The sequence below is a fragment of the Nonomuraea sp. NPDC001699 genome (genome assembly GCF_053596455.1).
In genome coordinates this window covers 38,986-60,117 of record NZ_JBSFGF010000014.1, presented here as the reverse complement: position 1 = coordinate 60,117, position 21,132 = coordinate 38,986, and the positions used below count along the sequence as shown (strand labels likewise).

Here is a 21,132-nt window from a genome sequence, read left to right as displayed (position 1 = left end):
CCGAGACAGTGTCAAGACTCCGAAGGGCCACTCGATGATCTACGGATACGACCCCAGGACCGGTGAGACCGTGGGCAGCGCACTGCCCGAGACCGACAGCGCCGGGGTCGACCTGATCGTCTCCGCGGCGGTGGCGGCCGGCGCCGCGTGGCGCGCGACCCCGGCGGACGAGCGGGCGGAGGCGCTGGAGGCCGTCGCCGACGCGCTCACCGCACACGTGGACGAACTGTGGCAACTCGCCGATCAGGAGACCGCGCTCGGAGAGGGACGGCTACGCGGCGAGGTCGCGCGTACGGCCGGCCAGTTCCGGCTGTTCGCCCAGGTCGTCAGGGACGGCGGCTACCTGGAGGCCGTCATCGACCACGCCGACCCGGCGCTCACGCCGCCGCGCCCGGACGTGCGGCGGATGAACCATCCGCTGACCGGGGTCGTCGCGGTGTTCGCGGCGAGCAACTTCCCGTTCGCGTTCTCGGTGGCCGGTGGGGACACCGCCTCGGCGCTGGCGGCGGGATGTGCCGTGGTGGTCAAGGCGCATCCGGGGCATCCGAACACGTCCGAGCGGGTGGCGAAGATCGTACGGAATGCCCTGCCTTACCCGGACCTGCTTGGGCTGGTGCAGGGGATGCAGGCGGGAGCCGACCTGGTACGGCACCCTCGGGTGGTCGCGGCCGGGTTCACCGGGTCGGTGGCGGGCGGCAAGGCGATCCAGAAGCTGATCGACGAGCGGGAGACGCCCATCCCCTTCTACGGGGAGCTGGGCAGCGTCAATCCCGTGGTGGTGCTGCCGTCGGCGGAGGTGGGGGAGGTGGCGAGCGGGTTCGCGGCGTCGCTGACGTTGGGGGTCGGGCAGTTCTGTACGAACCCGGGCCTCCTGTTCGTCCCCGAGGACGACGAGTTGCGCAAGGCACTGGTCGCGGCGGTCGAAGCGACCGGCGGAGGGCCCATGCTGGCCGAGCGCATCCGGGACGGGTACCTGGGCGGGCTCGGACGGCTCGGCGAACTGCCGCTGCTGGCGGAGGGGAAGCCGGGGGAGGGGGCCTGGGCGGTGGCGCCCAAGGTGTTCGCGACCGATCTGGAGTCGTTCGGGGAGAGGCTGCCGGGGATCGCGGAGGAGTGTTTCGGGCCGGCGGCTGTTGTGGTGACTTATCGGGAGATTTCGGAGCTGCGGAGGGTGCTGGAGCGGCTGGAAGGGTCGCTCACGGCGACGGTCCATGGCGGTGATCCGGACGAGGCCGAGGAGATCGTCGAGGTGCTCGGGCGGAAGGCGGGGCGGCTGATCTGGAACGGCTGGCCGACCGGGGTGGCCGTCTGCTGGGCGATGCACCACGGTGGGCCTTGGCCTGCTTCGACGTCGGCGTACACGTCGGTGGGGGCGACGGCGATCGGGCGGTGGGTGGCGCCGGTCGCGTACCAGGACTGGCCGGAGGCGCTGCTGCCGGACGAGCTCAAGGACGCCAACCCCCTCGGGATCCCCCGCCGGGTGGACGGCCGCCTGCAGGCGGGCTGACGGACGCGCCCAAGAACGCCAACCCGCTCGGGGCTCCCCGCTGGGCGGATGGGCCCGCCTGCTGCGGACGCGCCTGATGCGCTCTTGAGGGCGGCGAGCATGCCGGGGCTCAGGCGCGTGGGGGAGGGGCGGGCGCGCAGGAGGTGGAGACCTTAGTCAGGGGTCTTGAGCGGGTTCGGGAGAGAAGCGGGGCGTAAGGGGAGGGGGCGGGGCAGGAGGTTGGTCTATGGCCGGTGAGGGAGGGGGCCGGGGAGAGAGCCTTGGGGTTGGTCAGGTGGCGGCGATTCGCAGGCCCTGCGCTGTGATGCGCTCCAAGGCGGCCAGGTGTTCGGGGGACGGGTCCAGCAGGGGCGGGCGGACGCCGCCCACGTCCAGCCCCCGCATCCGTACGCCCGCCTTGACCAGCGACACCGCATACCCCGGCACCAGATCACGCAGCTCCACCAGCGGCAGGTAGAAACCGGTGAGCAGCCGCCGCACGAGCACCTCGTCCCCGCCCGTCACCGCCTTGTGGAAGGCCAGCGCGATCTCGGGCGCGAAGGCGAACACGGCGCTGGAGTACAGGCTCACCCCGAGCCCGCGGTAGGCGGGCACGGTCAGCTCGGCGGTGGGGAGGCCGTTGAAGAACGTGAACTCCCCGCCGGGCGCGGCCGCCCGCACGGTCAGGATGATGCGCTGGAGCAGGTCGAGGTCGCCCAGCCCGTCCTTGAAGCCGATGACGTTCGGCAGGGCGGCGAGCTCGGCCACGGCGGCGGGGGAGAAGCGCGCGTTCGCCCGCTGGTAGATGATGACCGGCAGGTCTGTGGCGGCCGCCACCTCGCGCACGTACCGCACGAGACCGGATGGTGGGGCGCTGACCAGGTACGGCGGCAGCAGCAGCAACCCGTCGGCCCCGCTGTCGGCGGCGGCCAGCGCGACGGCCCTGGCGGTGGGCAGCGGCCCGCCCGCGCCCCCGAAGACGGGCGCCCGCCCCCGGGCCGCGGCCACCGACGTGGTCATGACCTTGGTGTAGTCGGCCAGGTCGAGGGCGTTGAACTCACCGGTTCCGCACGCGGCGAACACTCCTCCCGCCCCGGCCGCGACCCCGGCGGAGACGTGCTCGGCCAGCACCTGCTCCGAGACGGCCCCGTCGCCGTCGAAGGGGGTCACGGGAAAGAAGAGAACACCGTCCAGCCGCATCGGCAGTCCTTCCAATGAGGGGGTCTAGCGGATGCCTTCCCTGCGCAGAGTGGCAGCCAGCTTGCGGGTGTGCTTGATCACCGCTTCGGTGATCCGCTCGATCTCGGCGGGCGGGAGCGCGACCGGCATCGAGCAGCTGATCGCGTCGGTGGCCGGGATGCGGTAGTCGACCGCCACGGCCACGCAGGCCACGCCGGGGGTGCCCTGTTCGCGTTCGAGGGCCCAGCCGCGGGTGCGCACCTGGTCGAGCTCTCCGGTCAGCTTGGTCAGGTCGGTGATGGTGTGCTCGGTCAGCGCCTTCAGCGGGTCGGGCAGCAGGGCCACGACCTCGTCGTCGGTGAGCTGGGCGAGCAGCACCTGGCCGAGCGCGGTCACGTGGGCGGGCAGCCGCCGGCCCACCCTGGGGATCACGTGGCCCGCCTCGCGGGACTCGCGGGTGGCCAGGTAGAGGACGTGGGCATCGTCCCGGCGGGCGAAGTGCACGGTCTGGCCGATCTCGTCCCGCAGGTCCTCCAGGGTCTGCTGGGCGAAGCGTAGTGCCGGGTCCTTGTCGAGGTAGGCGGTGCCGGTCAGCAGGGCGTGCGGCCCGATGCCGAACGCCGACCTGGTCGTGTCGGTCTCCACCCAGTTGAGCTCGACCAGGGTGCGCATGAGGGCGTGCAGGCTGCTGCGTGGGAAGCCGGTGCGCCGCTGGAGCTCCGAGAGCGTCATGTGGTCGGAGGACTCTGCCAGGGTCTCCAGGATGCGTACGGTCCGCTCGGCGGACTTGACCAGCTGTGGCTCCATACTCGTCCCATCTCGGCGGCGGCTTCAGGGTGTCAGGATATGGGATCCCGTCCAGATACATGGACATCAACCCTTGATCGCCCCACTGGTCAGACCTCGCATGAACTGCCGCTGGAAGGCCAGGAACGCGATGATCGACGGCAGCAGCGCCAGCAGTGAGGCCGCGAGCAGCACGCCGAGGCCGACCTCCTCGTCCGAGCGGAGCGAGCGCAGGGCGATGGGCAGGGTCCAGGTGCTGGAGTCCGTCGAGACGATCAGGGGCAGCAGGTACTGGTCCCAGATCATGGTGAAGCCGAAGACGCCGATCACGCCGAGGGCCGGACGGCACAGCGGCACGATGATCGTCGCGAAGATGCGCAACTCGCCCGCGCCGTCGATGCGGGCCGCCTCCTCCAGCTCGACCGGCACCTCCTTCATGAACTCGGTCATCACCAGGATCGAGAAGCCCCAGGCGCCGACGGGCAGAATCATCCCGGCGTACGTGCCGATCAGGTTCAGGTGCAGGACGGGCAGGTCGGCGAGGACCAGCGACAGCGGGATCGCGATGATCTCCTCGGGCAGCATCATCGTGGCCAGCATGAGCAGCATCACGACCGTCATGCCGCGGAACTTCTTGCGTGCCAGCGAGTACGCCGCGAACACGCTCACCAGCAGTTGCATCAGCAGTCCGAACCCCACGACGACGAAGGAGTTGAACAGGTACAGATAGACGTTCTTCTCCCCGGCCTGGACGAAGTTCTCCAGCGTCAGGTCGTCGGGCCACAACGAGAAGGACGTCGGGTCGAGCGTCCTGCTGAACGCGCTGACCAGCAGCCCCACCAGCGGCCCGGTGAAGACCAGGACCATCGCGGAGTAGAGCGCGACCTTGCCCGCGGTGGCCAGCGGCCCCCTGCGCGCCTCCAGGCCCAGGGCGCTGTCGAACCTCATGTCGCCTGCCTCCTGCGCAGTGCCTGCACGACCAGGGTCAGCGCCAGCGTGGCCAGGAACAGCACGATCCCGCCCGCCGAGGCGACCCCCAGCTCGTTCTTCTGGAAGCCGAGCTTGTAGATCAGCGTCATCAGCACCTCCGACGAGCCGTTGGGGCCGCCGTTGGTCAGGACGTACACCTCGACGAACACCCGCAGCCCACGGATGGCGGCCAGTGTGAACAGGATCCAGAACACCGGACGCAACGCCGGCAGCGTGATGTGCCGCAGCCGGTGCCGGGTGGAGGCGCCGTCGACGGCGGCGGCCTCGTACAGGCTGCGGTCCACGCCGACCAGCCCGGCCAGGAAGATCATCATGTCGTACGGCGTCCCGCGCCAGACGCTCATCAGCATGATCGACCAGAGCGAGGAGTCCTCGCTGCCCAGCCACGGCTGAGGGTCGATGCCGACCCACCCGATGACGACGTTGAGCATGCCGGTGTCGCCCGGATGGAACATGATCCGCCACACCTCGGCCACCGCCGCCATCGTGGTGACGACCGGGAGGAAGGCCACGGTCCTGACGAACCACAGATGGCGGGCGGGCCCCTCGACGAGCAACGCGAGCACGAGCCCGAGCAGGAGCGAGCCGAGCGTGGTGCCGAGCGCCAGCACGAGGCTGTGCCAGATGGCCGCGACGAACGCGTCGTCGGCGATGATCGTGCGGTAGTTGTCGAGGCCGACCCATTCGTCCGAGACGTACTGGACCTTGTTGAAGCTCTTCCACAGGCCCAGGACCATCGGGATGAACTTGAAGTACAGGAAGAGCAGCAGGGCGGGCGCGAGGAACAGCCAGGCGACCAGCGTCCCGCGCCGCCGCACCGGCCTGGCGCGGCGGCGCGGGACGGCCGCCGTGGCTGTGGCCGCCGCCCGGGTGACGGCCGGAGTCATGACGCCTTCTGGCTCTGCAGTTCCTGATTGAGCTTGGTGGTCAGCTCGCCCATCCTGGCCTTGACGTCGGCGCCGCAGTCGGCCCACACGGCATTGATGACGTCGGCCGAGTCCTGCCGGATGGGCGCCCAGTTGGGCACCGGCGGCGCGTAGACGGCATGTTCGTAGGACTCCTGGAACACCTTCCAGCGCGGGTCCTGCCGCTCGGCGGCCAGATCGACGCCCTTGTTCACCGGCAGGCGGACGATGGCGCCGTTGGCGTCCTTGTTCATGCCGATCCGCTGGCCGTCGGGAGAGATCGCGAACTCGGCGAACCTCTTCTGGGCGTCCTCCATGCCGGAGCCGGCCATGAGGTACACGTTCTCGCCCTCGCCGAGGGTCCCGGGGCCGCCGGACGGGCCCTTGGGCACCGGCAGCACCTCGATCCTGTCGGTGCCGACGCTCTTGACGAACCGGGCCAGCACGTACGGTCCGACCAGGTAGATGCCGCCCTGCCCCTTCTCGAACACCTCGTGCGTGACGGTGGTGTCGTTGCTGACCGCGCCCGGGTTGACCGTCTTGCTCCGGCAGAACTGGTCCTGGAGGTACTGGACGGCCTCGACGGTCCTGGGGTCGTCCGTCATCGCGGTGAACCTGCCGGGGCCGGTGGGCTTCACGAAGTCGCCGCCGTTGGCGTAGATGAGGGAGGAGGCGTACCAGGAGGCGTAGCCGCGTTTGGTGCCGGCCGGGATCACGAAGCCTGCGGTGTCCTTCTGGCCGTTGCCGTCGGGGTCCTTCTCGGCGAACGCCCGCGCCAGCTCGGCCAGGTCGGCCCAGGTCCGCGGGGGTTGCATGCCGACCTTCTCCCGCCAGTCCTTGCGGACGACGAGCGCGAAGGCCTGGGCGGAGAAGGGCGCGCCGTAGAACTTGCCGTCGGAGCCGGTGGCCGCCTTCCAGGCCAGGTCGGAGAGCTGGTCGCCGCCGGCCAGCTTGCCCTTGTCGATCTCCCGCAGCCAGCCCTGAGAATGCATGTTGCCGAGTTGCGCGGTGTCGTTGATGACGATGTCGGGAAGCGCCTTCTGCGAGGCCTGCTGGTTCAGTTTCGTCTCGAAGTCGTCGAAGAGCGCGACGACTTTGGTCTTGACCCCGCTGGCCTTGGTGAAGGCCCCGGCGAGTTTCACCGCCGTCTTCGCGGCATCGGAGTCGGGCGGTTGCCTGATCCAGATCTCCAGCGTGTCGTCCTTGCTCGATCCTCCGGAACCGCAGCCCGTCAGCGTGGCGGCCAGGGTCGCGGCGAGCGCGAGTCCCAGCAAACGGCGTGACATCAGACCGCCTCCCGTTCACATACATGGACACATGTCGTGTGTCTGAACTGGTTCCTGTGACGGTAACTATGGCGAGACAATGCGGTCAATATTCGAGTATGTGAATTTGAATCAGAATTGTGTACAACGGTTGGCATGCGCATTCTGATGACCGGCGCGGCGGGAAAAGTCGGCACGCTGCTCCGTCCCCGGCTCGCCCGTCCAGGTCGTACGCTGCGGCTCTCCGACCTCCACCCGGTCGAGCCGGGCCCGGCCGAGGAATGGGCGGCCGCCGACCTCGCCGACCCCGCGGCCATGGCCGCGGCCATGAAGGGCGTGGACGCCGTCCTGCACCTGGGCGGCCAGAGCCGCGAACACCCCTGGGACGACATCGTGCACGCCAACGTCAACGGCACCCAGGTCCTCATGGAGGCCGCCAGGAACGAGGGCGTCCGGCATCTGGTGCTCATGGGCAGCCACCACGCGGCCGGCTTCCACACCAGGCCGCGGGACGGCTCCGTCCTGCCCGACTACGCCTTCCCGCGCCCGGACACCTTCTACGGCGTCAGCAAGGTCGTCATGGAGGCCCTGGGCAGCCTGTACCACGACCGGTTCGGCATGAACGTGACCGTGATCCGGCTGGGCACCTGCAACGAGGGCTCGGCCGACACCCGCGGGCTGGCCACCTGGATCTCGCCCGACGACCTCGCCCGGCTGGTCGAGGCCGCGCTCACGGCGCCCGGCTATCACGTCGTCTGGGGCGTCTCCGACAACGCCCGCCGGTGGTGGTCGCTGGCCGAGGCCCGTCGCATCGGCTACGCCTCCCGTGACAACTCCGAGCCCCAGGCCGCCGCGCTCGTCGCGGAACAGGGCGAGCCCGACCTGTCGGACCCTGTGCACGACCGCGCCGGCGGAGTGTTCACGCTGAAGGAACTCGGCGGCTCCTGGTAAGCAAACGGTTGCAGAAACCTTGACGGCTAGACTGCCGAAGGTCAAGGCTTGGCTCTGGCAACCGTTTGCAAGGAGGACGGGCGATGACGGTGACGATCAAAGACGTCGCACGCGCCTGCGGCGTGCACGTGTCGACCGTCTCGCGCACCTTCTCGGCGCCGCACCTGGTCAATCCTGCCACGCGGAACCGGGTGCTGGCCGCCGCCGACGACCTCGGCTACCGGCCCAACAGGGCGGCCAGGGCGCTGACGACCGGGCGCACGTTCAACCTCGGCCTCATCGTGGCCGACATCGCCAACCCCTTCTTCCCGCCGCTGATCAAGGCCGCGCAGGCGCAGGCGCGAGGGCGCGACTACCACGTCTTCGTGGCCGACACCGATGAGGATCCGCGGGTCGAGGAGGAGCTGATCCGCACGTTCGCCAAGCAGGTCGACGGCGTGCTGCTGTGCAGCCCCCGGCTGTCCAACCGGATGATCGAGCGCCTGGCCGAGGACGTGCCGTCCGTGCTGGTCAACCGGCGGATCAAGGGCATGCCCGCGGTGCTGATGGACGTCGGCAGGGGCGCCAGGCTCGCGCTGGAGCACCTGGCCGGGCTCGGCCACCGCAGGATCGCCCTGCTGTCCGGCCCGCCCGGCTCGTGGACCAGCAACGAGATGCAGGCCGCCGCGGCCGAGATGCCCGGCCTCGACCTGCTCTTCTTCGGCCCCAACCAGCCCACCGAGTCGGGCGGCCTGGCGGTGGCGCCCGACGTGGCCGCCTGCGGGGCGACCGGCGTGCTGGCCTACAACGACCTCGTCGCGCTCGGCCTCATCGAGGGGCTGACGGCGATGGACGTCGACGTGCCGGGCCGGATCAGTGTGATCGGGTTCGACGACATCCTGCCCGGGCGGCTCGGCCGGCCCAAGCTCACCACGGTGGCGATGCCCGCCGCCGCGGCCGGGCGGATGGCGGTCGACCTGCTGCTGCAGTCAGAGGGCGAGGGTGCGGTGATCAACCTGGACACCGACCTCATCGTCCGCGAGTCCACGGGAAGGGCCAACACATGATCTTCGGAACGCTGCCGTCCGGCGAGAGCGTCGAGCGCGTGGAGCTGTCGTCCGGACGGTTGCGCGCCGAGGTGCTCACCTACGGCGCCGTCCTGCGCTCGCTGGAGGTCTCCGGCCTCGATGTCGTGCTCGGCCTGGACACGCTGGAGGACTACCTGACCCGCAGCCGCTACTTCGGCGCCGTGGTCGGCCGCTACGGCAACCGCGTGGCCGGCGGCCGTTTCACCCTCGACGGCCGCGAGCACCGCCTGCCGGTCAACAACGGCCCCAACAGCCTGCACGGCGGCACCCGCGGCTTCGACGCCCAGGTCTGGACGATCACCGCCCGCACCCCCTCCTCGGTCACCCTCGAACTGACCAGCCCCGACGGCGACCAGGGCTACCCCGGCACGCTCACCGCCTCGGTCACCTACACCCTTGAGCACGACGCGATCCGCCTCGACTACGCCGCCGAGACCGACGCGCCCACCGTGCTCAACCTCACCAACCACTCCTACTTCAACCTGACCGGCGGCGGCGACGTGCTCGGCCACGTCGTCCGCATGGACGCCGGCCACTACCTCCCCGTGGACGACGGCAAGATCCCCACGGGCGAGCTCGCGCCGGTCAAGGGCACCCCCTTCGACTTCACCGAGCCGCACGCGGTGGGCGAGCGGATGGACGGCGGCTACGACCACTGCTACGTGCTCGACGGCGACATCGAGGTCAGCGCGGGCGGCCTGACCATGCGGGTGACCACCACCGAGCCCGCCGTGCAGTTCTACGCGGGCGGCATGCTCGACGGGGTCGCCACGCCGTACGGGCCCTTCGCCGGGTTGTGCCTGGAGACCCAGCACTTCCCCGACTCGCCGAACCAGCCGCACTTCCCCTCCACCGTGCTGCGGCCCGGCGAGCGCCACACCTCCTCGACCACCTACCGGTTCACGGCCTGACCCCGCGCAGCTCCGTCGCGGCCTTGATGACCAGCAGCGCCACGTCGTCGTGCGACGGCTCCTGGGCGAACGTCTCGACCGCCTGCCGGACGCGTTCGGCCACCGCGTGGGCGCTCAGCCCCCGGCAGGTGGACAGCAGCGCCGACAGGCCGTCGTCGTCGTCGAGCAGCCGGTCGCCGTCGCGCCGCTCGGTCACGCCGTCGGTGACGCACAGCAGCACCTCCTCCGGCGCCAGCTCGAACGTCTCGACGTAGAACCTGGCGCCGGCCTCGACGCCGAGCAGCAGTTGCGGCGCGGCCACCGTGTCCACCACGCCGTCGGCGCGCAGCAGCAGGGGCGGCGGGTGCCCGGCCGACGCGATCGTGCACAGCGCGCCGCCCTGGGGGAGCGGGGTCAGCTCGCCGCACAGCAGGCTCAGGAAGCGGCCGTCGTCGCCCTCCTCCAGCAGGGCCTGGTTGAGCCGGTCGAAGATGTCGGCCACCGTGTAGTGCTCCTTGGCCAGCAGCCGTACGGCGTGCCGGGCCAGGCCGGTCACCGCGGCCGCCTCGGGGCCGCTGCCGCACACGTCGCCGAGGGCGAAGCACCAGTGGTCGGAGACCGTGAACAGGTCGTAGAAGTCGCCGCCCACGTCGGCGCCCTCCTCGGCCGGCTCGTAGACGACCGCCGACTCCAGGCCCGGCATGGGGGCCACGCGCATGGGCAGCAGGCTGCGTTGCAGCACCCGCGAGGTGGTCGCCTGCCGGGTGTACAGCATGGCGGTGTGCAGGTTGAGCGCGACCAGCCGGCACAGGTCGGCCAGCAGGTCGGCCAGCTCCAGCGGCAGGGTCGGCTCGGCGCGGCCGATCACCAGCGCGCCGTGCGACCTGCCCTGCGTGAGCAGCGGGAACGACAGCACCGTCTCGGCGCCGACCGGCCAGCTCACCTCGTTGAGCGCGGTGCGCGGGATCGCCGGCAGCGACCTGCGCAGGTTGGCGTTGTAGCGCTCCTCGCTGTGCCAGACGTGGGCGAGCCTGGTCATGCCCGCCAGATCGGTCAGGTAGACCGCCGCCCACGTCGCGATCTTGGGCACGACGAGCTGCGCGGTCAGCGCGGCGATCAGCTCCTCGTCGTGCACCCCGGCCAGCAGCTCGCCGGCCTCGGCCAGGAACGACAGCCGGCCGCGGTGGGCGCGCTCGCGCTCGGCCAGCCGTTCGCGCTGCACCGGCACGGCCACCTGGTCGGCGATGTGCTGGAGGCTGACCGTGAGCTCCTGGTCGAACCGTCCCTGCTGGGCCGCGGTCACCACGATGTAGCCGGTCACCTCGCCGCCCACGTTCATCGGCGCGCACGCCAGCGACCTGGCCCGCAGCTGCTGGGCCAGCTCGACGTCGCCGGCCAGCAGGTCGTCGATCATCGACGGTGTCCTGCCGTCGGGGCCGAACACGCCCGCGGCCAGCACGCCCACCAGCCCCGCCGTCGCGCCCGCGCCCGCCGCCACGCCGAACCGGTCGCCGCCGTCGGCGGCCAGCAGCACGTACGCCGCGTCGCCGCCGCTGCTCGTCTGGACGATCCGGGCGATGGTGTCCAGCAACTCCGCGAACGGCATGTCCCGGTCGAGCAGGTCCTTGATGCGCCGTCCGGCCTCCCTGCGCGGCGGCGCCGACGGCGGCGTCAGCACGTAGCGGTGGTCGCCGGCCACCATCATCCAGACCGACCGCCGGTCCTCCGGGCCGCCGCGGCTGCGTACGTGGGAGACGTAGACGGGCATCAGCCGGCCGTCACGGTGGCGCATGCGCGCCTCGCCCCGCCAGCGGCCCAGGGACAGCGTCGCGCCCAGCGACATCGCGTACGGGCCGTGGCCGCGCCAGGCCACCAGGTCGGCCAGCGGCCTGCCGACGGCCTGCTCGGACGTCCAGCCCAGCAGGTGCTCGGCCTCGGAGTTCCACGACAGCACGGTCCCGTCGCCGTCGGCGAGCAGCACCCCGACGTGCAGCGCCTCGATGGGCGCGGCCACGGTGGCGGGCGCCAGGCCGGGCGTGCCGACCATGACCTCCTGGTGGTCGGGCCCGTCGGTCAGCTCCAGGCGCACCCACACCCGCTTGGCGGTCCGGGTGTAGGTGACGCCCCAGGCGTCGGCCAGCATGGCGGCCAGCGCGAGCCCACGCCCGGCCGCGGGTCCGGCGGGAGGTGCGGGGAAGGGGCCGGTGGCGGGCCCGGACGTGCGCACGGCGCCGGTGGACGGGCTCCCGGGCGCCGGGACCGTCCTGGCGGGCCGGTGGTCGTCGACCTCGATCTCCAGCCTGGCCGGGCTCGCCGCCGCGTCGAGACGGCAGGTCAGCTCGATGCCGGTGCCCGCGTGCAGCACGGCGTTGGCGACGAGCTCGCCCGCCAGCAGCACCGCGTCCTCCGCCAGGTGGCTGAGGCGCCACTCGGTGAGCACCTGGCGGATGAAGCGGCGCGCGTGCGCCGGGGCGTGGGGAGTGCCGTCGAAGGCTGTGCTCGACACTCTGGTCGTGTCCACTGTGCGTCCTAGAACATCACTCGTTGTGGCAGTTCGGTCACAGTCAGAGTGTCAGATGGGTGCCGTTGATACCTCCGGTTGTGAAGAAGGTGCTCCCGGCTGACGCACGTCCCGGAGCAGGCCGACCAGCGGCGCGGGCGCGGGCGCGACCGCCGACGGCATCCGCTGGATCCACAGCAGGCGGAAGGCGCGCGCGCCCGCGGGCAGCACCACCCAGAGCACGAGCGCGGCGGCCACCGCCAGTTCGCCCAGGTCGGCGACGAGCCGCAGGTCGGCGACGAGCCGGGCGAGCGCCTGCCGACCGAGGACGCGCTCGCCGAGCGCTACGGCGTCCACCGGCTGACCGCCCGCCAGGCGATGGTGGAGCTGCGCAAGGCCGGCCTGGTCGAGACCCGGCAGGGGCTCGGGAGCTTCGTCAGGCGGGCGCCGCGCCGCATCGAGGTCTCCGTCGACCCCGAGACGCGCCGCCACCGCCCGTCGGACATCGCGGGCCTGGCGAGCATGGCGGGCGTGTTCGGCGGCGGTGAGCGGGTCGTGGAGCGCGCCGAGGCGGCCCATCCGGCGGCGGCCGGCCACCTGCGGCTGCCCGGCGGCGTCGTGCACGAGATCACCACCCTGCTCGGGACGGCCGAGCGGCCCTGCGTGCTCAGCCGCTACCGCCTGGCCCCCGAGCTGGCCGGGCTGCGCCTCGACGCCAAGGCGGGCGTGCTCGCCTCCCTGGAGGCCGCCGGCCACCCCTACCGCTACGCCTGGCACGCCATCTCGGCCGAGCCCGCCGACCTGCACGACCAGAGCATGCTGGAGATGCAGGCGGGCGAGGCGGTGCTGGTGCGGGAGGGGCTGCTCACGCACGACGGGCGGCCCCTGTGCCATGTCGAGCGGCGCTGCCGCGGCGACATGATCTCGTTCGTCACCCGATATGACTGAGCAGCACCTCGGTGTCCGGCTCGTAGACCGGCGGCGCGGCCGACAGCGGCACGAGCGTGGCCGGCGCCGCTGAGGGGCCGACCAGCCGCAGGCCGCCTGCCATCGTGACGGCGTCCCACGAGCCCTGCCCGGCGCGCGGGCGGGCGGCGGCCCCTCGGGCACGACGTGGACGTCGGTGAGATGGATCAGCGGGTACGCCACGACCGAACGATGCGCGGCGCCACGAAACGTGATCAGTCATCTACATGAATAGAACAGGACATTTCGGGCGCACGGCGCGTCTCCGCGCGTGCGGCGGCGTCTCCGACGTACCTTTGGCATCATGGCCACCCGTACGCCGAAAAGCGCATCGAAGGGGCCGGCGAAGCGGTCGACCTCGCCTCGATCGACCCCCGCGAAGCGGCCGGCCACGGCGGCGGGGCGACCGAGGGCGAAGGCCGCGAGCTCCGGCCGCAAGTCCTCCGTGACCCATCCCGACCCGATCAGCTGGGTCTTCACGATGGTCGGCAAGCTGATCGTCGGGCTGTGGATGCTGCTCGCCAACGGCATCGGCAGCACCGCCCGCGCGCTCGGCAAGAACGCCCGCGAGCTCGACCCCGCCCACCGGCGCGACGGCGTGGGCCTGTCGGTGCTGGCCGGCGCGATCGTGCTGGCCGCGATGACCTGGCGCAACCCCGAGGGCACCGTCTCGGGCGTCGTGAACACCGTCGTGCACGCCGTGTTCGGCTCGCTGGCCTGGGCGCTGCCGCTGCTGTTCGGCCTGCTGGCCTGGCGCTACCTGCGCCACCCCGACCAGAACGCCGACACCGGCCGCATGGTCATCGGGTGGAGCGCGCTCATGGTCGGCGTGCTCGGCGTCATCCACGTCGCCAACGACACCCCCTACCCGGCGGGTCAGGGTCAGGGCATGGACAAGGTGTCGGCCGCCGGGGGCATGATCGGGTTCATCGTGTCGGCGCCGCCGATGAGCATCCTGCCGTCCTGGATCACGATCCCGCTGCTGCTGCTCCTGTCGGGGTTCGGCGTGCTGGTGATCACCGCCACGCCCGTCCACCGCATCCCCGAGCGGCTGTCGGAGCTGCGGCACATGCTGTTCGAGCGGCACGCCGAGCCGCTCGCGTCCCGGGAGCCGGCCAAGCGCAGGCCGCGGACGAAGAAGGCGGAGACCGAGGTCGCCGAGACGGTCAAGCCGTACGACACGCCGGTCCTCGCCGAGAAGGACAAGCTGGCCGACCACTCGCCGGAGATCGTGCCGGGGCTCGTCGACGGGCCCGCGGACGAGGAACAGTCCGTGCCGGAGCGCAGGCCGGAGCCGCCGGAGCCGACGCCTGCGCCGCGCAAGGTCGAGCAGCTCGTGCTGTCGCCGCAGGCGGGGCCGTACAGCCTGCCCGACCTTCAGTTCCTCAAGCCCGGCACCGCGCCCAAGCCGCAGACCAAGGCCAACACGACCGTGGTCAACGCGCTGACCAGCGTGCTGGAGCAGTTCACCATCGACGCCCAGGTGATCGGCTTCACCCGCGGCCCGACGGTCACGCGCTACGAGATCGAGCTGGGCCCCGCGGTCAAGGTGGAGAAGGTCACCGCCCTCACCAAGAACATCGCCTACGCCGTCAAGTCGGCCGACGTCCGGATCCTGTCCCCGATCCCCGGCAAGTCGGCGATCGGGGTCGAGATCCCGAACGCCGACAAGGACCTGGTGGCGCTCGGCGACGTGCTGCGCTCCCAGGTGGCCCAGGCCGACCACCACCCGATGATCGTGGGCCTGGGCAAGGACGTCGAGGGCCGCACGATCGTGGCGAACCTCGCCAAGATGCCCCACCTGCTCATCGCCGGTGCGACCGGCGCGGGCAAGTCGGTCTGCGTCAACGGCCTCATCACCAGCATCCTCATGCGCTCGACCCCCGACGAGGTGCGCATGGTGCTGGTCGACCCCAAGCGCGTCGAGCTCAGCGTCTACGAGGGCATCCCCCACCTCATCACGCCCATCATCACCAACCCGAAGAAGGCCGCTGAGGCCCTGGAATGGGTCGTGGGCGAGATGGACCGCCGCTACGACGACCTGGCCGCCAGCGGGTTCCGGCACGTCGACGAGTTCAACAAGGCCGTGCGCGCGGGCAAGCTCGTGCCGCCGCCGGGCAGCGAGCGGGTCTACCAGCCGTACCCGTACCTGCTGGTCATCGTGGACGAGCTGGCCGACCTCATGATGGTGGCCCCGCGCGACGTCGAGGACTCGATCGTGCGCATCACGCAGCTCGCCCGCGCGGCCGGCATCCACCTGGTGATCGCCACCCAGCGGCCCTCGGTCGACGTCGTCACCGGCCTGATCAAGGCCAACGTGCCGTCCAGGCTGGCCTTCGCGGTGTCGTCGCTGACCGACTCGCGGGTCATCCTCGACCAGCCCGGCGCCGACAAACTGGTCGGCCAGGGTGACGCGCTGTTCCTGCCGATGGGCGCGAGCAAGCCCATCCGGATCCAGAACGCGTACGTCTCGGAGAAGGAGATCGCCGAGATCGTCACGCACTGCAAGGAGCAGATGCAGGTCGAATACCGCGACGACGTGGCCGCCGCGCCGGTCAAGCGGGAGATCGACGAGGAGATCGGCGACGACCTCGACCTGCTGATCCAGGCCGCCGAGCTGATCGTGACCACCCAGTTCGGCTCGACCTCGATGTTGCAGCGCAAGCTGCGCGTCGGCTTCGCCAAGGCCGGACGGCTGATGGACCTGCTGGAGAGCCGCAACGTGGTCGGCCCCAGCGAGGGCTCCAAGGCCCGAGAAGTCCTGGTGAAACCGGACGATCTGCCTGGCCTGCTGGCCGACCTGCGTGGCGAATGACCCCAATGCACGGGTCCACGGCGATAACTGATTGAATATGAACCACTACGCACTGTCGTGGTGGGGAGGCGTTCGCTGTGCAGGAACAGAGCATCGGGGCCATGCTGGCAGCGGCCAGGCAGGCGGCGGGATTGACGGTCGCGCAGGTCAGCGCGGCCACGCGCATCAGAGAAACGATCATCAACCGCATCGAGCAGGAAGACTACGACCAGTGCGGGGGCGCCTTCTACGCCCGCGGCCACGTCAAGGCCATCGCCAAGGTCGTCGGCCTCGATCCGGAGGCCACCGTCCATTTGTTCGACCAGCAACACGGCGGGGCGCCGCAGCCCGTGCGCGCGGCCGCCGTGTTCCAGGCCGACCGCACGCTCGCCCTGCGCGAGCGCCGGGGGCCCAACTGGACGATGGCGCTCGGCGTGGCGCTGGCCGTCGTGGTGGTGTTCGGCACGGTACGGGTGCTGGGCGGCGCGAGCGACCAGGTGCGCACCGCCGACGTGCACGCCATCACGCCCAGGCCGAGCGTGCCGCCGAACACGCCCATCACCGAAGGGCCCCGCGCGGCGGCGGCCAAGGCCAAACCGGGCAAGAACATGGTGACCTTGAAGATCAAGGCCAGGCGTACGTCGTACGTGAACGTGCGCGACGGTCAGGGACGCATGCTCTTCGCCGGGATGTTGCAGGAAGGCGACAGCTCGACCTGGCAGGCCGCGGACAGGCTGAGCCTGCTCCTCGCCGACGCCGGAGCGGTGTCCTTGCAGGTCAACGGCAAGAAGGTGGACAAACTCGGTGGCCGGGGGGAGATGGTGAGCCGCTCGTTCGGCCTCGCCACGTCGCCTCCGCGGTAGTCCGGCGGGGAGGCCGTGCATCAGGTGGTGGCCAACTCCCGATACCGTAGTGTTCACCATGTCATCCCGCCGAACCGCATCGCTGATCACTCTGGGCTGCGCGCGCAACGAGGTCGACTCCGAGGAGCTGGCCGCGCGACTTGAGGCTGCCGGCTGGCAGCTGGGCGACGACGACCCCGACGTCGTCGTCGTCAACACGTGTGGCTTCATTGACTCGGCCAAGAAAGACTCCATCGACACGCTGCTCGCCGCCGCCGACACCGGGGTCAAGGTGGTGGCCGCGGGCTGCATGGCCGAGCGCTACGGCAACGAGCTGGCCGAGGCCCTGCCCGAGGCGAGCGCCGTCATCTCCTTCGACGACTACACCGAGATCGGCGGCCGGCTCGACGACGTGCTGGCCGGGCGACCGCTCAAGCCGCACACGCCGCGCGACCGCCGCACGCTGCTGCCCATCTCGCCGGTCGAGCGCGGGAGCGCGCCCAAGACCGGCATCCCGGGCCACGGCGAGCTGCCCGACGGGCTCGCGCCCGCCAGCGGCCCGCGCGTGCTGCGCAAGCGCCTCGACGAGAGCCCGGTCGCCTCGCTCAAGCTGGCCTCCGGCTGCGACCGGCGCTGCACGTTCTGCGCCATTCCGGCCTTCCGCGGCGCCTACGTCTCGCGCAACCCCGACGAGCTGCTCGCCGAGGCCGACTGGCTGGCGCACCGGGGCGTGCGCGAGCTCGTCCTGGTCTCCGAGAACTCCACCTCCTACGGCAAGGACCTGGGCGACCTGCGGGCGCTGGAGAAGCTGCTGCCGCAGCTCGCCGCCGTCCCGGGCATCGACCGGGTGCGGGTCAGCTACCTGCAGCCCGCCGAGCTGCGGCCGGGCCTGATCGACGTCATCACCACCACCGAGGGCGTGGCCGACTACTTCGACCTGTCCTTCCAGCACGCGAGTGGGAGCGTCCTGCGCCGGATGCGCCGCTTCGGCGACCCCGAGCGGTTCCTGGGCCTCCTGGAGAGCGTGCGCAAGGGCGCTCCCGAGGCGGGCGTGCGCTCCAACTTCATCGTCGGCTTCCCCGGCGAGACCGAGGAGGAGTTCGGCGAGCTGGTCGGCTTCCTGGAGAAGGCCAGGCTCGACGTGATCGGCGTGTTCGGCTACTCCGACGAAGACGGCACCGAGGCGGCCAACCTGCCCGGCAAGCTCGACCAGGAGGTCATCGACGAGCGCGTGCGCGTGCTCACCGAGCTGGCGGAGGAGCTGACCGCCCAGCGCGCGGAGGAGCGCATCGGCACGGAGGTCGACGTGCTCATCGACGACGACCTGGGCGACGGCGGCTACGAGGGCCGGGCCGCCCACCAGGGCCCGGAGGTCGACGGCTCGGTGACGGTCCAGGGCATCGGCCTGGTCAAGGGGCAGATCGTGCGCGCGGTCGTGGTCGACGCCGAGGGGGTTGACCTGATCGCGCGCATCAAGGCCAGTCCATGACCAGGGACGAGCGCCGCGTGGTAAGCCCGTGGAACATCGCCAACGTCCTCACGGTCCTCCGGTTGGTGCTCGTCCCCTTCTTCGTCGCATGCCTGTTCCTGCCCGGCACCGGCTGGCGGCTGGCCGCGCTGGGGGTGTTCGGGATCGCCTCGATCACCGACCATCTCGACGGCGAGCTGGCCCGGCGCTACGGGCTGATCACCGATTTCGGCAAGATCGCCGACCCGATCGCCGACAAGGCGCTCACCGGGGCGGCGCTGGTGTGCCTGTCGATCCTCGACGAGCTGCCGTGGTGGGTCACGCTCGTGATCCTGGGCCGCGAGCTGGGCATCACCCTGCTCCGGCTGGTCCTGCTGCGGCACGCGGTCATCCCGGCCAGCTACGGTGGCAAGGTCAAGACCGTGCTGCAGATCGCCGCCATCGTGCTCTACATCCTGCCCGGGGTGCCGGAGCCGCTGCGGTGGGTGGTGATGGGCGCGGCGCTGGTCGTGACGGTCGTGACGGGCGGCGACTATCTCGTACGGGCGGTCAAGCTGCGCCAGGTGGCCAGACGGGCGCGTGGGGAGTGATCTGAGCGATGGCGGACGTGGCCGAGGTTCTGGCCCTGCTGGTGCGGCAGGAGGCCACCGTGGCGGTGGCCGAGTCGCTGACGGGCGGGCTCATCGGGGCCGCGTTCACCTCGGTCCCGGGGGCGTCCAAGGCGTTCAGGGGCGGGGTGATCTCCTACGCCACCGATCTCAAGCACGACCTGCTGGGCGTGCCGGACGAGCTGCTTCGGCGCGAGGGGGCCGTGCATCCCGAGGTGGCCGCGGCGATGGCCAGGGGGGTCGCCCGGGTGTGCGGGGCCGGCTACGGGCTGGCCGTGACGGGCGTGGCCGGCCCCGAACCGCAGGACGGAAAGCCCGTGGGGCGGGTGTACGCGGCCGTCCACGGTCCCGGCGGGGAGAACTCGGTGCGGGAGTTGACCTTCGAGGGGTCGCGGGAACGTATCAGGGTAAGGACGGTGCACGAGGCAGTCGATCTCCTCGCAGGTGTGCTGAAGGCTAACAAAGGGGAACATTCCGGATGATTACCGTGTTACGTCCCGAGCGAACATGCGAAGCACGGTCTGACGCGGTGTCGGTGGATACGGGTACGGTGGAGCTGTGAGTGAGGTCCGTGAGCCAACTGCAAGCACCGAGCGCCCGGCAGGCGGGCCTGATGAGTCGCGCGACCAGGCACGAGCGGCAGACCCGGGGCGGCGACGCCCCATGATGACGGCGAGGAGTATGTACGAAGCCAAGAAGACCAATGTGCGGCACGATCCGATCGCGCGGGGCGTGGTGAAGACGTCCACGCCGGGGAGGGAGCGACAGATGATTCTGCTGCGTCAGCTGCTCGGTGACGTGCTGAGGCGGTTGCGGGTGCGTCAGGGGCGCACGCTTCGCGAGGTGTCCACGCTGGCGCGTGTCTCGCTCGGCTATCTGTCCGAGGTCGAGCGTGGCCAGAAGGAAGCCTCGTCCGAGCTGCTCGCGTCCATTTGCGGTGCCCTCGGAGTGCCGCTCTCGCAGGTTTTGCGTGAGGTTTCCGACCAGTTCGCGCTGGCGGAGCTCCAGGCCACTCCTGTTCTGGCCGACGTTCCCGAGCACGAGCGCCTGCCCCTTGCCGAGACGGTTCCCGGGTCGATCGGCGACACCGTGTTCCCCGAGGTCAAGGACATGGTGGCGGCCTAACGCGGCTGGCAGCCACCACACCACAGGATGAGCCTTTCCTGTGGCTGTGCCCCCATCTCCCCGCGGCTGATGCGCGTGCCGCATCGGCGACAGGGTCTCCCTGCCCTGCCATAGACCCAGGTCTGGTTCGCCGGGCGGCGATCACCTGTCGTCACCGTGCCGCCATGCCCCTTGTTGGCCTCCAGCAGCCGGTGGGCCAGCGTGACGAGCCCTTCGAGATCCTCGATCTCCCCGACCTGCTTCCACGGCCAGATCCCGCGCAGGAACAGGGTCTCGGCGCGATAGATCGTGCCGATCCCCGCCAGGTTGCGCTGATCGAGCAGCGCTTCGCCGATCGTCCTGTCCGGCACGCCTCGTAGCCTTCGCACGGCCTCGCCCGGGTCCCAGTCGGCGCCCAGCAGGTCAGGCCCCAGGTGCCCCACCAGCCGCTCCTCGTCGGCGGTCGTGACCAGGTCGACCATGCCGAGCTTGATCCCCACCGCCTGCCACTGCTCGTTGGCCAGGATCAGCCTCACCTGGTCTCCGCCGGCCGTGCGCCGCCCCGCGGGCATGACCCGCCAGCTCCCGTCCATGCGCAGGTGCGTGTGGACCGTCAGGCCGCCCTCGATCCGGGTCAGCAGGTGCTTGCCCCTGGAGGCGGTCGTGAGCACCGTACGGCCGGTCAGGTCGGCGGTGGCGTGCCGCGGGACCCGGAAGTCCGATCTGGTCAGCACGCGACCGTCGAGCGCGCCGCGCAGGCGGGCGGCGGTGCGGTAGACGGCGTCTCCCTCGGGCATCCCTCCAGTCTAGGTACCGCCTCCGGGCCTTCACGATGGCCACGGGCCGAGGGCGCCCGCTGTGCCGCCCGGTGGAGGTCAGTCCCAGGCGGCGGGGTCCGCGGCGAGCTGCCGGACGCGCTCGGGAAGGCTGCCCGTGGCGACCTGTTCGAGCGTGACCTCCTCCAGGATGGCCCGTTCGGTGGCCCGCAACGCGATCCACACCTGCTGCAACGACTCCGCCGGACCTCGGTAGCCGACGTGTTCGGGACGCTCGCCGCGCACGTTCGCCAGCGGCCCGTCAACGGCCCTGATCACGTCGGCGAGCGAGATGTTCGCGGCGGGCCGGGCCAGCACGTAGCCGCCCTCGGGACCCCGTTGGCCGCGCACGAGACCCGCGCGGCGCATCTGGAGCAGGATGTTCTCCAGGTACTTGGGAGGCATGTCCTGTTCCTTGGCGAGTTCACCCACAGTAGTCGGGCCCGTGCCGGCTGCGGCGAGTTCGGCGGCGGCACGGAGGGCGTAGTCGACACGAGCGGAAAGGCGCATGTTCTC

Annotated in this window: 20 protein-coding genes; 11 read left to right on the top strand and 9 right to left on the bottom strand. The window is 71.1% G+C overall.

Features of this window, described 5'->3' with window-relative positions; all coding sequences use genetic code 11:
* Window positions 1-34: 34 nt before the first annotated feature.
* Window positions 35-1,507 (top strand): aldehyde dehydrogenase (NADP(+)), encoded by a 1,473-nt coding sequence (locus ACWCSU_RS34050; RefSeq protein WP_449940492.1) that lies wholly within the window; start codon window positions 35-37, stop codon window positions 1,505-1,507.
* Window positions 1,508-1,777: 270 nt separating this feature from the next.
* Here the strand turns inward: ACWCSU_RS34050 and ACWCSU_RS34045 are convergent, their stop codons facing one another.
* The 5 genes from ACWCSU_RS34045 to ACWCSU_RS34025 form a co-directional block, all read right to left on the bottom strand.
* Window positions 1,778-2,686 (bottom strand): 5-dehydro-4-deoxyglucarate dehydratase, encoded by a 909-nt coding sequence (locus ACWCSU_RS34045; protein WP_449940491.1) that lies wholly within the window; start codon window positions 2,684-2,686, stop codon window positions 1,778-1,780.
* Between the two features lie 24 nt (window positions 2,687-2,710).
* A complete protein-coding gene (locus ACWCSU_RS34040; RefSeq protein ID WP_449940490.1) occupies window positions 2,711-3,472 on the bottom strand; it encodes an IclR family transcriptional regulator in 762 nt (253 codons plus the stop codon).
* 66 nt (window positions 3,473-3,538) lie between these two features.
* Entirely contained in the window at window positions 3,539-4,399 is an 861-nt protein-coding gene (locus tag ACWCSU_RS34035) for a carbohydrate ABC transporter permease (protein WP_449940488.1), read from the bottom strand.
* Window positions 4,396-5,328, bottom strand: coding sequence for a carbohydrate ABC transporter permease (locus ACWCSU_RS34030; RefSeq protein ID WP_449940487.1), 933 nt, complete (start codon window positions 5,326-5,328; stop codon window positions 4,396-4,398). The genes ACWCSU_RS34035 and ACWCSU_RS34030 overlap by 4 nt, the downstream gene beginning before the upstream one ends.
* On the bottom strand, window positions 5,325-6,632 hold the full coding sequence (locus ACWCSU_RS34025) for a sugar ABC transporter substrate-binding protein (protein ID WP_449940485.1): 1,308 nt from the start codon (window positions 6,630-6,632) through the stop codon (window positions 5,325-5,327). The genes ACWCSU_RS34030 and ACWCSU_RS34025 overlap by 4 nt, the downstream gene beginning before the upstream one ends.
* A 135-nt stretch (window positions 6,633-6,767) precedes the next feature.
* Here ACWCSU_RS34025 and ACWCSU_RS34020 point away from each other — a divergent pair, with 135 nt between their 5' ends.
* From ACWCSU_RS34020 to ACWCSU_RS34010, 3 genes are all read left to right on the top strand, one after another.
* A complete protein-coding gene (locus ACWCSU_RS34020) occupies window positions 6,768-7,562 on the top strand; it encodes an NAD-dependent epimerase/dehydratase family protein (RefSeq protein ID WP_449940483.1) in 795 nt (264 codons plus the stop codon).
* Window positions 7,563-7,645: 83 nt separating this feature from the next.
* Complete coding sequence (locus ACWCSU_RS34015) at window positions 7,646-8,608, top strand: LacI family DNA-binding transcriptional regulator (RefSeq protein ID WP_357694311.1); 963 nt, start codon at window positions 7,646-7,648, stop codon at window positions 8,606-8,608.
* Window positions 8,605-9,540, top strand: a complete 936-nt coding sequence (locus tag ACWCSU_RS34010; protein ID WP_357694309.1) for an aldose epimerase family protein — start codon at window positions 8,605-8,607, stop codon at window positions 9,538-9,540. The genes ACWCSU_RS34015 and ACWCSU_RS34010 overlap by 4 nt, the downstream gene beginning before the upstream one ends.
* Here the strand turns inward: ACWCSU_RS34010 and ACWCSU_RS34005 are convergent.
* Together ACWCSU_RS34005 and ACWCSU_RS34000 are read right to left on the bottom strand one after the other, a co-directional pair.
* Window positions 9,530-12,040, bottom strand: a complete 2,511-nt coding sequence (locus tag ACWCSU_RS34005) for a SpoIIE family protein phosphatase (protein ID WP_449940481.1) — start codon at window positions 12,038-12,040, stop codon at window positions 9,530-9,532. The two genes, ACWCSU_RS34010 and ACWCSU_RS34005, sit on opposite strands and share 11 nt — an antisense overlap.
* Window positions 12,041-12,091: 51 nt before the next feature.
* Window positions 12,092-12,376, bottom strand: coding sequence for a hypothetical protein (locus tag ACWCSU_RS34000; protein ID WP_449940478.1), 285 nt, complete (start codon window positions 12,374-12,376; stop codon window positions 12,092-12,094).
* A 21-nt stretch (window positions 12,377-12,397) separates the two neighbouring features.
* Here ACWCSU_RS34000 and ACWCSU_RS33995 point away from each other — a divergent pair, with 21 nt between their 5' ends.
* The 7 genes from ACWCSU_RS33995 (at window position 12,398) to ACWCSU_RS33965 (ending at window position 19,822) form a co-directional block, all read left to right on the top strand.
* A complete protein-coding gene (locus ACWCSU_RS33995) occupies window positions 12,398-12,967 on the top strand; it encodes a UTRA domain-containing protein (RefSeq protein ID WP_449940476.1) in 570 nt (189 codons plus the stop codon).
* A gap of 322 nt (window positions 12,968-13,289) precedes the next feature.
* A complete protein-coding gene (locus tag ACWCSU_RS33990; protein ID WP_449940474.1) occupies window positions 13,290-15,800 on the top strand; it encodes a DNA translocase FtsK 4TM domain-containing protein in 2,511 nt (836 codons plus the stop codon).
* A 77-nt stretch (window positions 15,801-15,877) separates the two neighbouring features.
* Window positions 15,878-16,642: a helix-turn-helix domain-containing protein gene (locus tag ACWCSU_RS33985; protein ID WP_364094211.1), complete on the top strand. Its 765-nt coding sequence runs from the start codon at window positions 15,878-15,880 to the stop codon at window positions 16,640-16,642.
* A gap of 58 nt (window positions 16,643-16,700) precedes the next feature.
* Window positions 16,701-18,110: a 30S ribosomal protein S12 methylthiotransferase RimO gene (rimO, locus tag ACWCSU_RS33980; RefSeq protein ID WP_357694298.1), complete on the top strand. Its 1,410-nt coding sequence runs from the start codon at window positions 16,701-16,703 to the stop codon at window positions 18,108-18,110.
* Entirely contained in the window at window positions 18,107-18,679 is a 573-nt protein-coding gene (gene pgsA, locus ACWCSU_RS33975) for a CDP-diacylglycerol--glycerol-3-phosphate 3-phosphatidyltransferase (RefSeq protein WP_357694296.1), read from the top strand. Before rimO ends, pgsA begins: the two co-directional genes overlap by 4 nt.
* A gap of 8 nt (window positions 18,680-18,687) precedes the next feature.
* A complete protein-coding gene (locus ACWCSU_RS33970) occupies window positions 18,688-19,179 on the top strand; it encodes a CinA family protein (protein ID WP_364094215.1) in 492 nt (163 codons plus the stop codon).
* Between the two features lie 286 nt (window positions 19,180-19,465).
* Complete coding sequence (locus tag ACWCSU_RS33965; protein ID WP_357694659.1) at window positions 19,466-19,822, top strand: helix-turn-helix domain-containing protein; 357 nt, start codon at window positions 19,466-19,468, stop codon at window positions 19,820-19,822.
* Here ACWCSU_RS33965 and ACWCSU_RS33960 read toward each other — a convergent pair.
* Both ACWCSU_RS33960 and ACWCSU_RS33955 read right to left on the bottom strand, forming a co-directional pair.
* A complete protein-coding gene (locus ACWCSU_RS33960) occupies window positions 19,819-20,598 on the bottom strand; it encodes a DNA-formamidopyrimidine glycosylase family protein (RefSeq protein WP_357694292.1) in 780 nt (259 codons plus the stop codon). The genes ACWCSU_RS33965 and ACWCSU_RS33960 overlap by 4 nt on opposite strands.
* A 78-nt stretch (window positions 20,599-20,676) precedes the next feature.
* Window positions 20,677-21,126, bottom strand: coding sequence for an RrF2 family transcriptional regulator (locus tag ACWCSU_RS33955; RefSeq protein WP_357694290.1), 450 nt, complete (start codon window positions 21,124-21,126; stop codon window positions 20,677-20,679).
* Window positions 21,127-21,132 lie beyond the last annotated feature (6 nt).

Excerpts from the sequence above, each read along its gene's own strand:
- ACWCSU_RS34015 (WP_357694311.1), top strand. The coding sequence starts at position 7,646 with ATGACGGTGACGATCAAAGACGTCGCACGCGCCTGCGGCGTGCACGTG.
- ACWCSU_RS33955 (WP_357694290.1), bottom strand. The coding sequence starts at position 21,126 with ATGCGCCTTTCCGCTCGTGTCGACTACGCCCTCCGTGCCGCCGCCGAA.
- ACWCSU_RS34040 (WP_449940490.1), bottom strand. The coding sequence starts at position 3,472 with ATGGAGCCACAGCTGGTCAAGTCCGCCGAGCGGACCGTACGCATCCTG.
- ACWCSU_RS33995 (WP_449940476.1), top strand. The coding sequence starts at position 12,398 with ATGGTGGAGCTGCGCAAGGCCGGCCTGGTCGAGACCCGGCAGGGGCTC.
- ACWCSU_RS33965 (WP_357694659.1), top strand. The coding sequence starts at position 19,466 with ATGATTCTGCTGCGTCAGCTGCTCGGTGACGTGCTGAGGCGGTTGCGG.
- ACWCSU_RS34035 (WP_449940488.1), bottom strand. The coding sequence starts at position 4,399 with ATGAGGTTCGACAGCGCCCTGGGCCTGGAGGCGCGCAGGGGGCCGCTG.
- ACWCSU_RS34025 (WP_449940485.1), bottom strand. The coding sequence starts at position 6,632 with ATGTCACGCCGTTTGCTGGGACTCGCGCTCGCCGCGACCCTGGCCGCC.
- rimO (WP_357694298.1), top strand. The coding sequence starts at position 16,701 with ATGTCATCCCGCCGAACCGCATCGCTGATCACTCTGGGCTGCGCGCGC.
- ACWCSU_RS33960 (WP_357694292.1), bottom strand. The coding sequence starts at position 20,598 with ATGCCCGAGGGAGACGCCGTCTACCGCACCGCCGCCCGCCTGCGCGGC.
- pgsA (WP_357694296.1), top strand. The coding sequence starts at position 18,107 with ATGACCAGGGACGAGCGCCGCGTGGTAAGCCCGTGGAACATCGCCAAC.
- ACWCSU_RS33970 (WP_364094215.1), top strand. The coding sequence starts at position 18,688 with ATGGCGGACGTGGCCGAGGTTCTGGCCCTGCTGGTGCGGCAGGAGGCC.
- ACWCSU_RS34045 (WP_449940491.1), bottom strand. The coding sequence starts at position 2,686 with ATGCGGCTGGACGGTGTTCTCTTCTTTCCCGTGACCCCCTTCGACGGC.
- ACWCSU_RS34030 (WP_449940487.1), bottom strand. The coding sequence starts at position 5,328 with ATGACTCCGGCCGTCACCCGGGCGGCGGCCACAGCCACGGCGGCCGTC.
- ACWCSU_RS34010 (WP_357694309.1), top strand. The coding sequence starts at position 8,605 with ATGATCTTCGGAACGCTGCCGTCCGGCGAGAGCGTCGAGCGCGTGGAG.
- ACWCSU_RS34050 (WP_449940492.1), top strand. The coding sequence starts at position 35 with ATGATCTACGGATACGACCCCAGGACCGGTGAGACCGTGGGCAGCGCA.
- ACWCSU_RS34020 (WP_449940483.1), top strand. The coding sequence starts at position 6,768 with ATGCGCATTCTGATGACCGGCGCGGCGGGAAAAGTCGGCACGCTGCTC.
- ACWCSU_RS33990 (WP_449940474.1), top strand. The coding sequence starts at position 13,290 with ATGGCCACCCGTACGCCGAAAAGCGCATCGAAGGGGCCGGCGAAGCGG.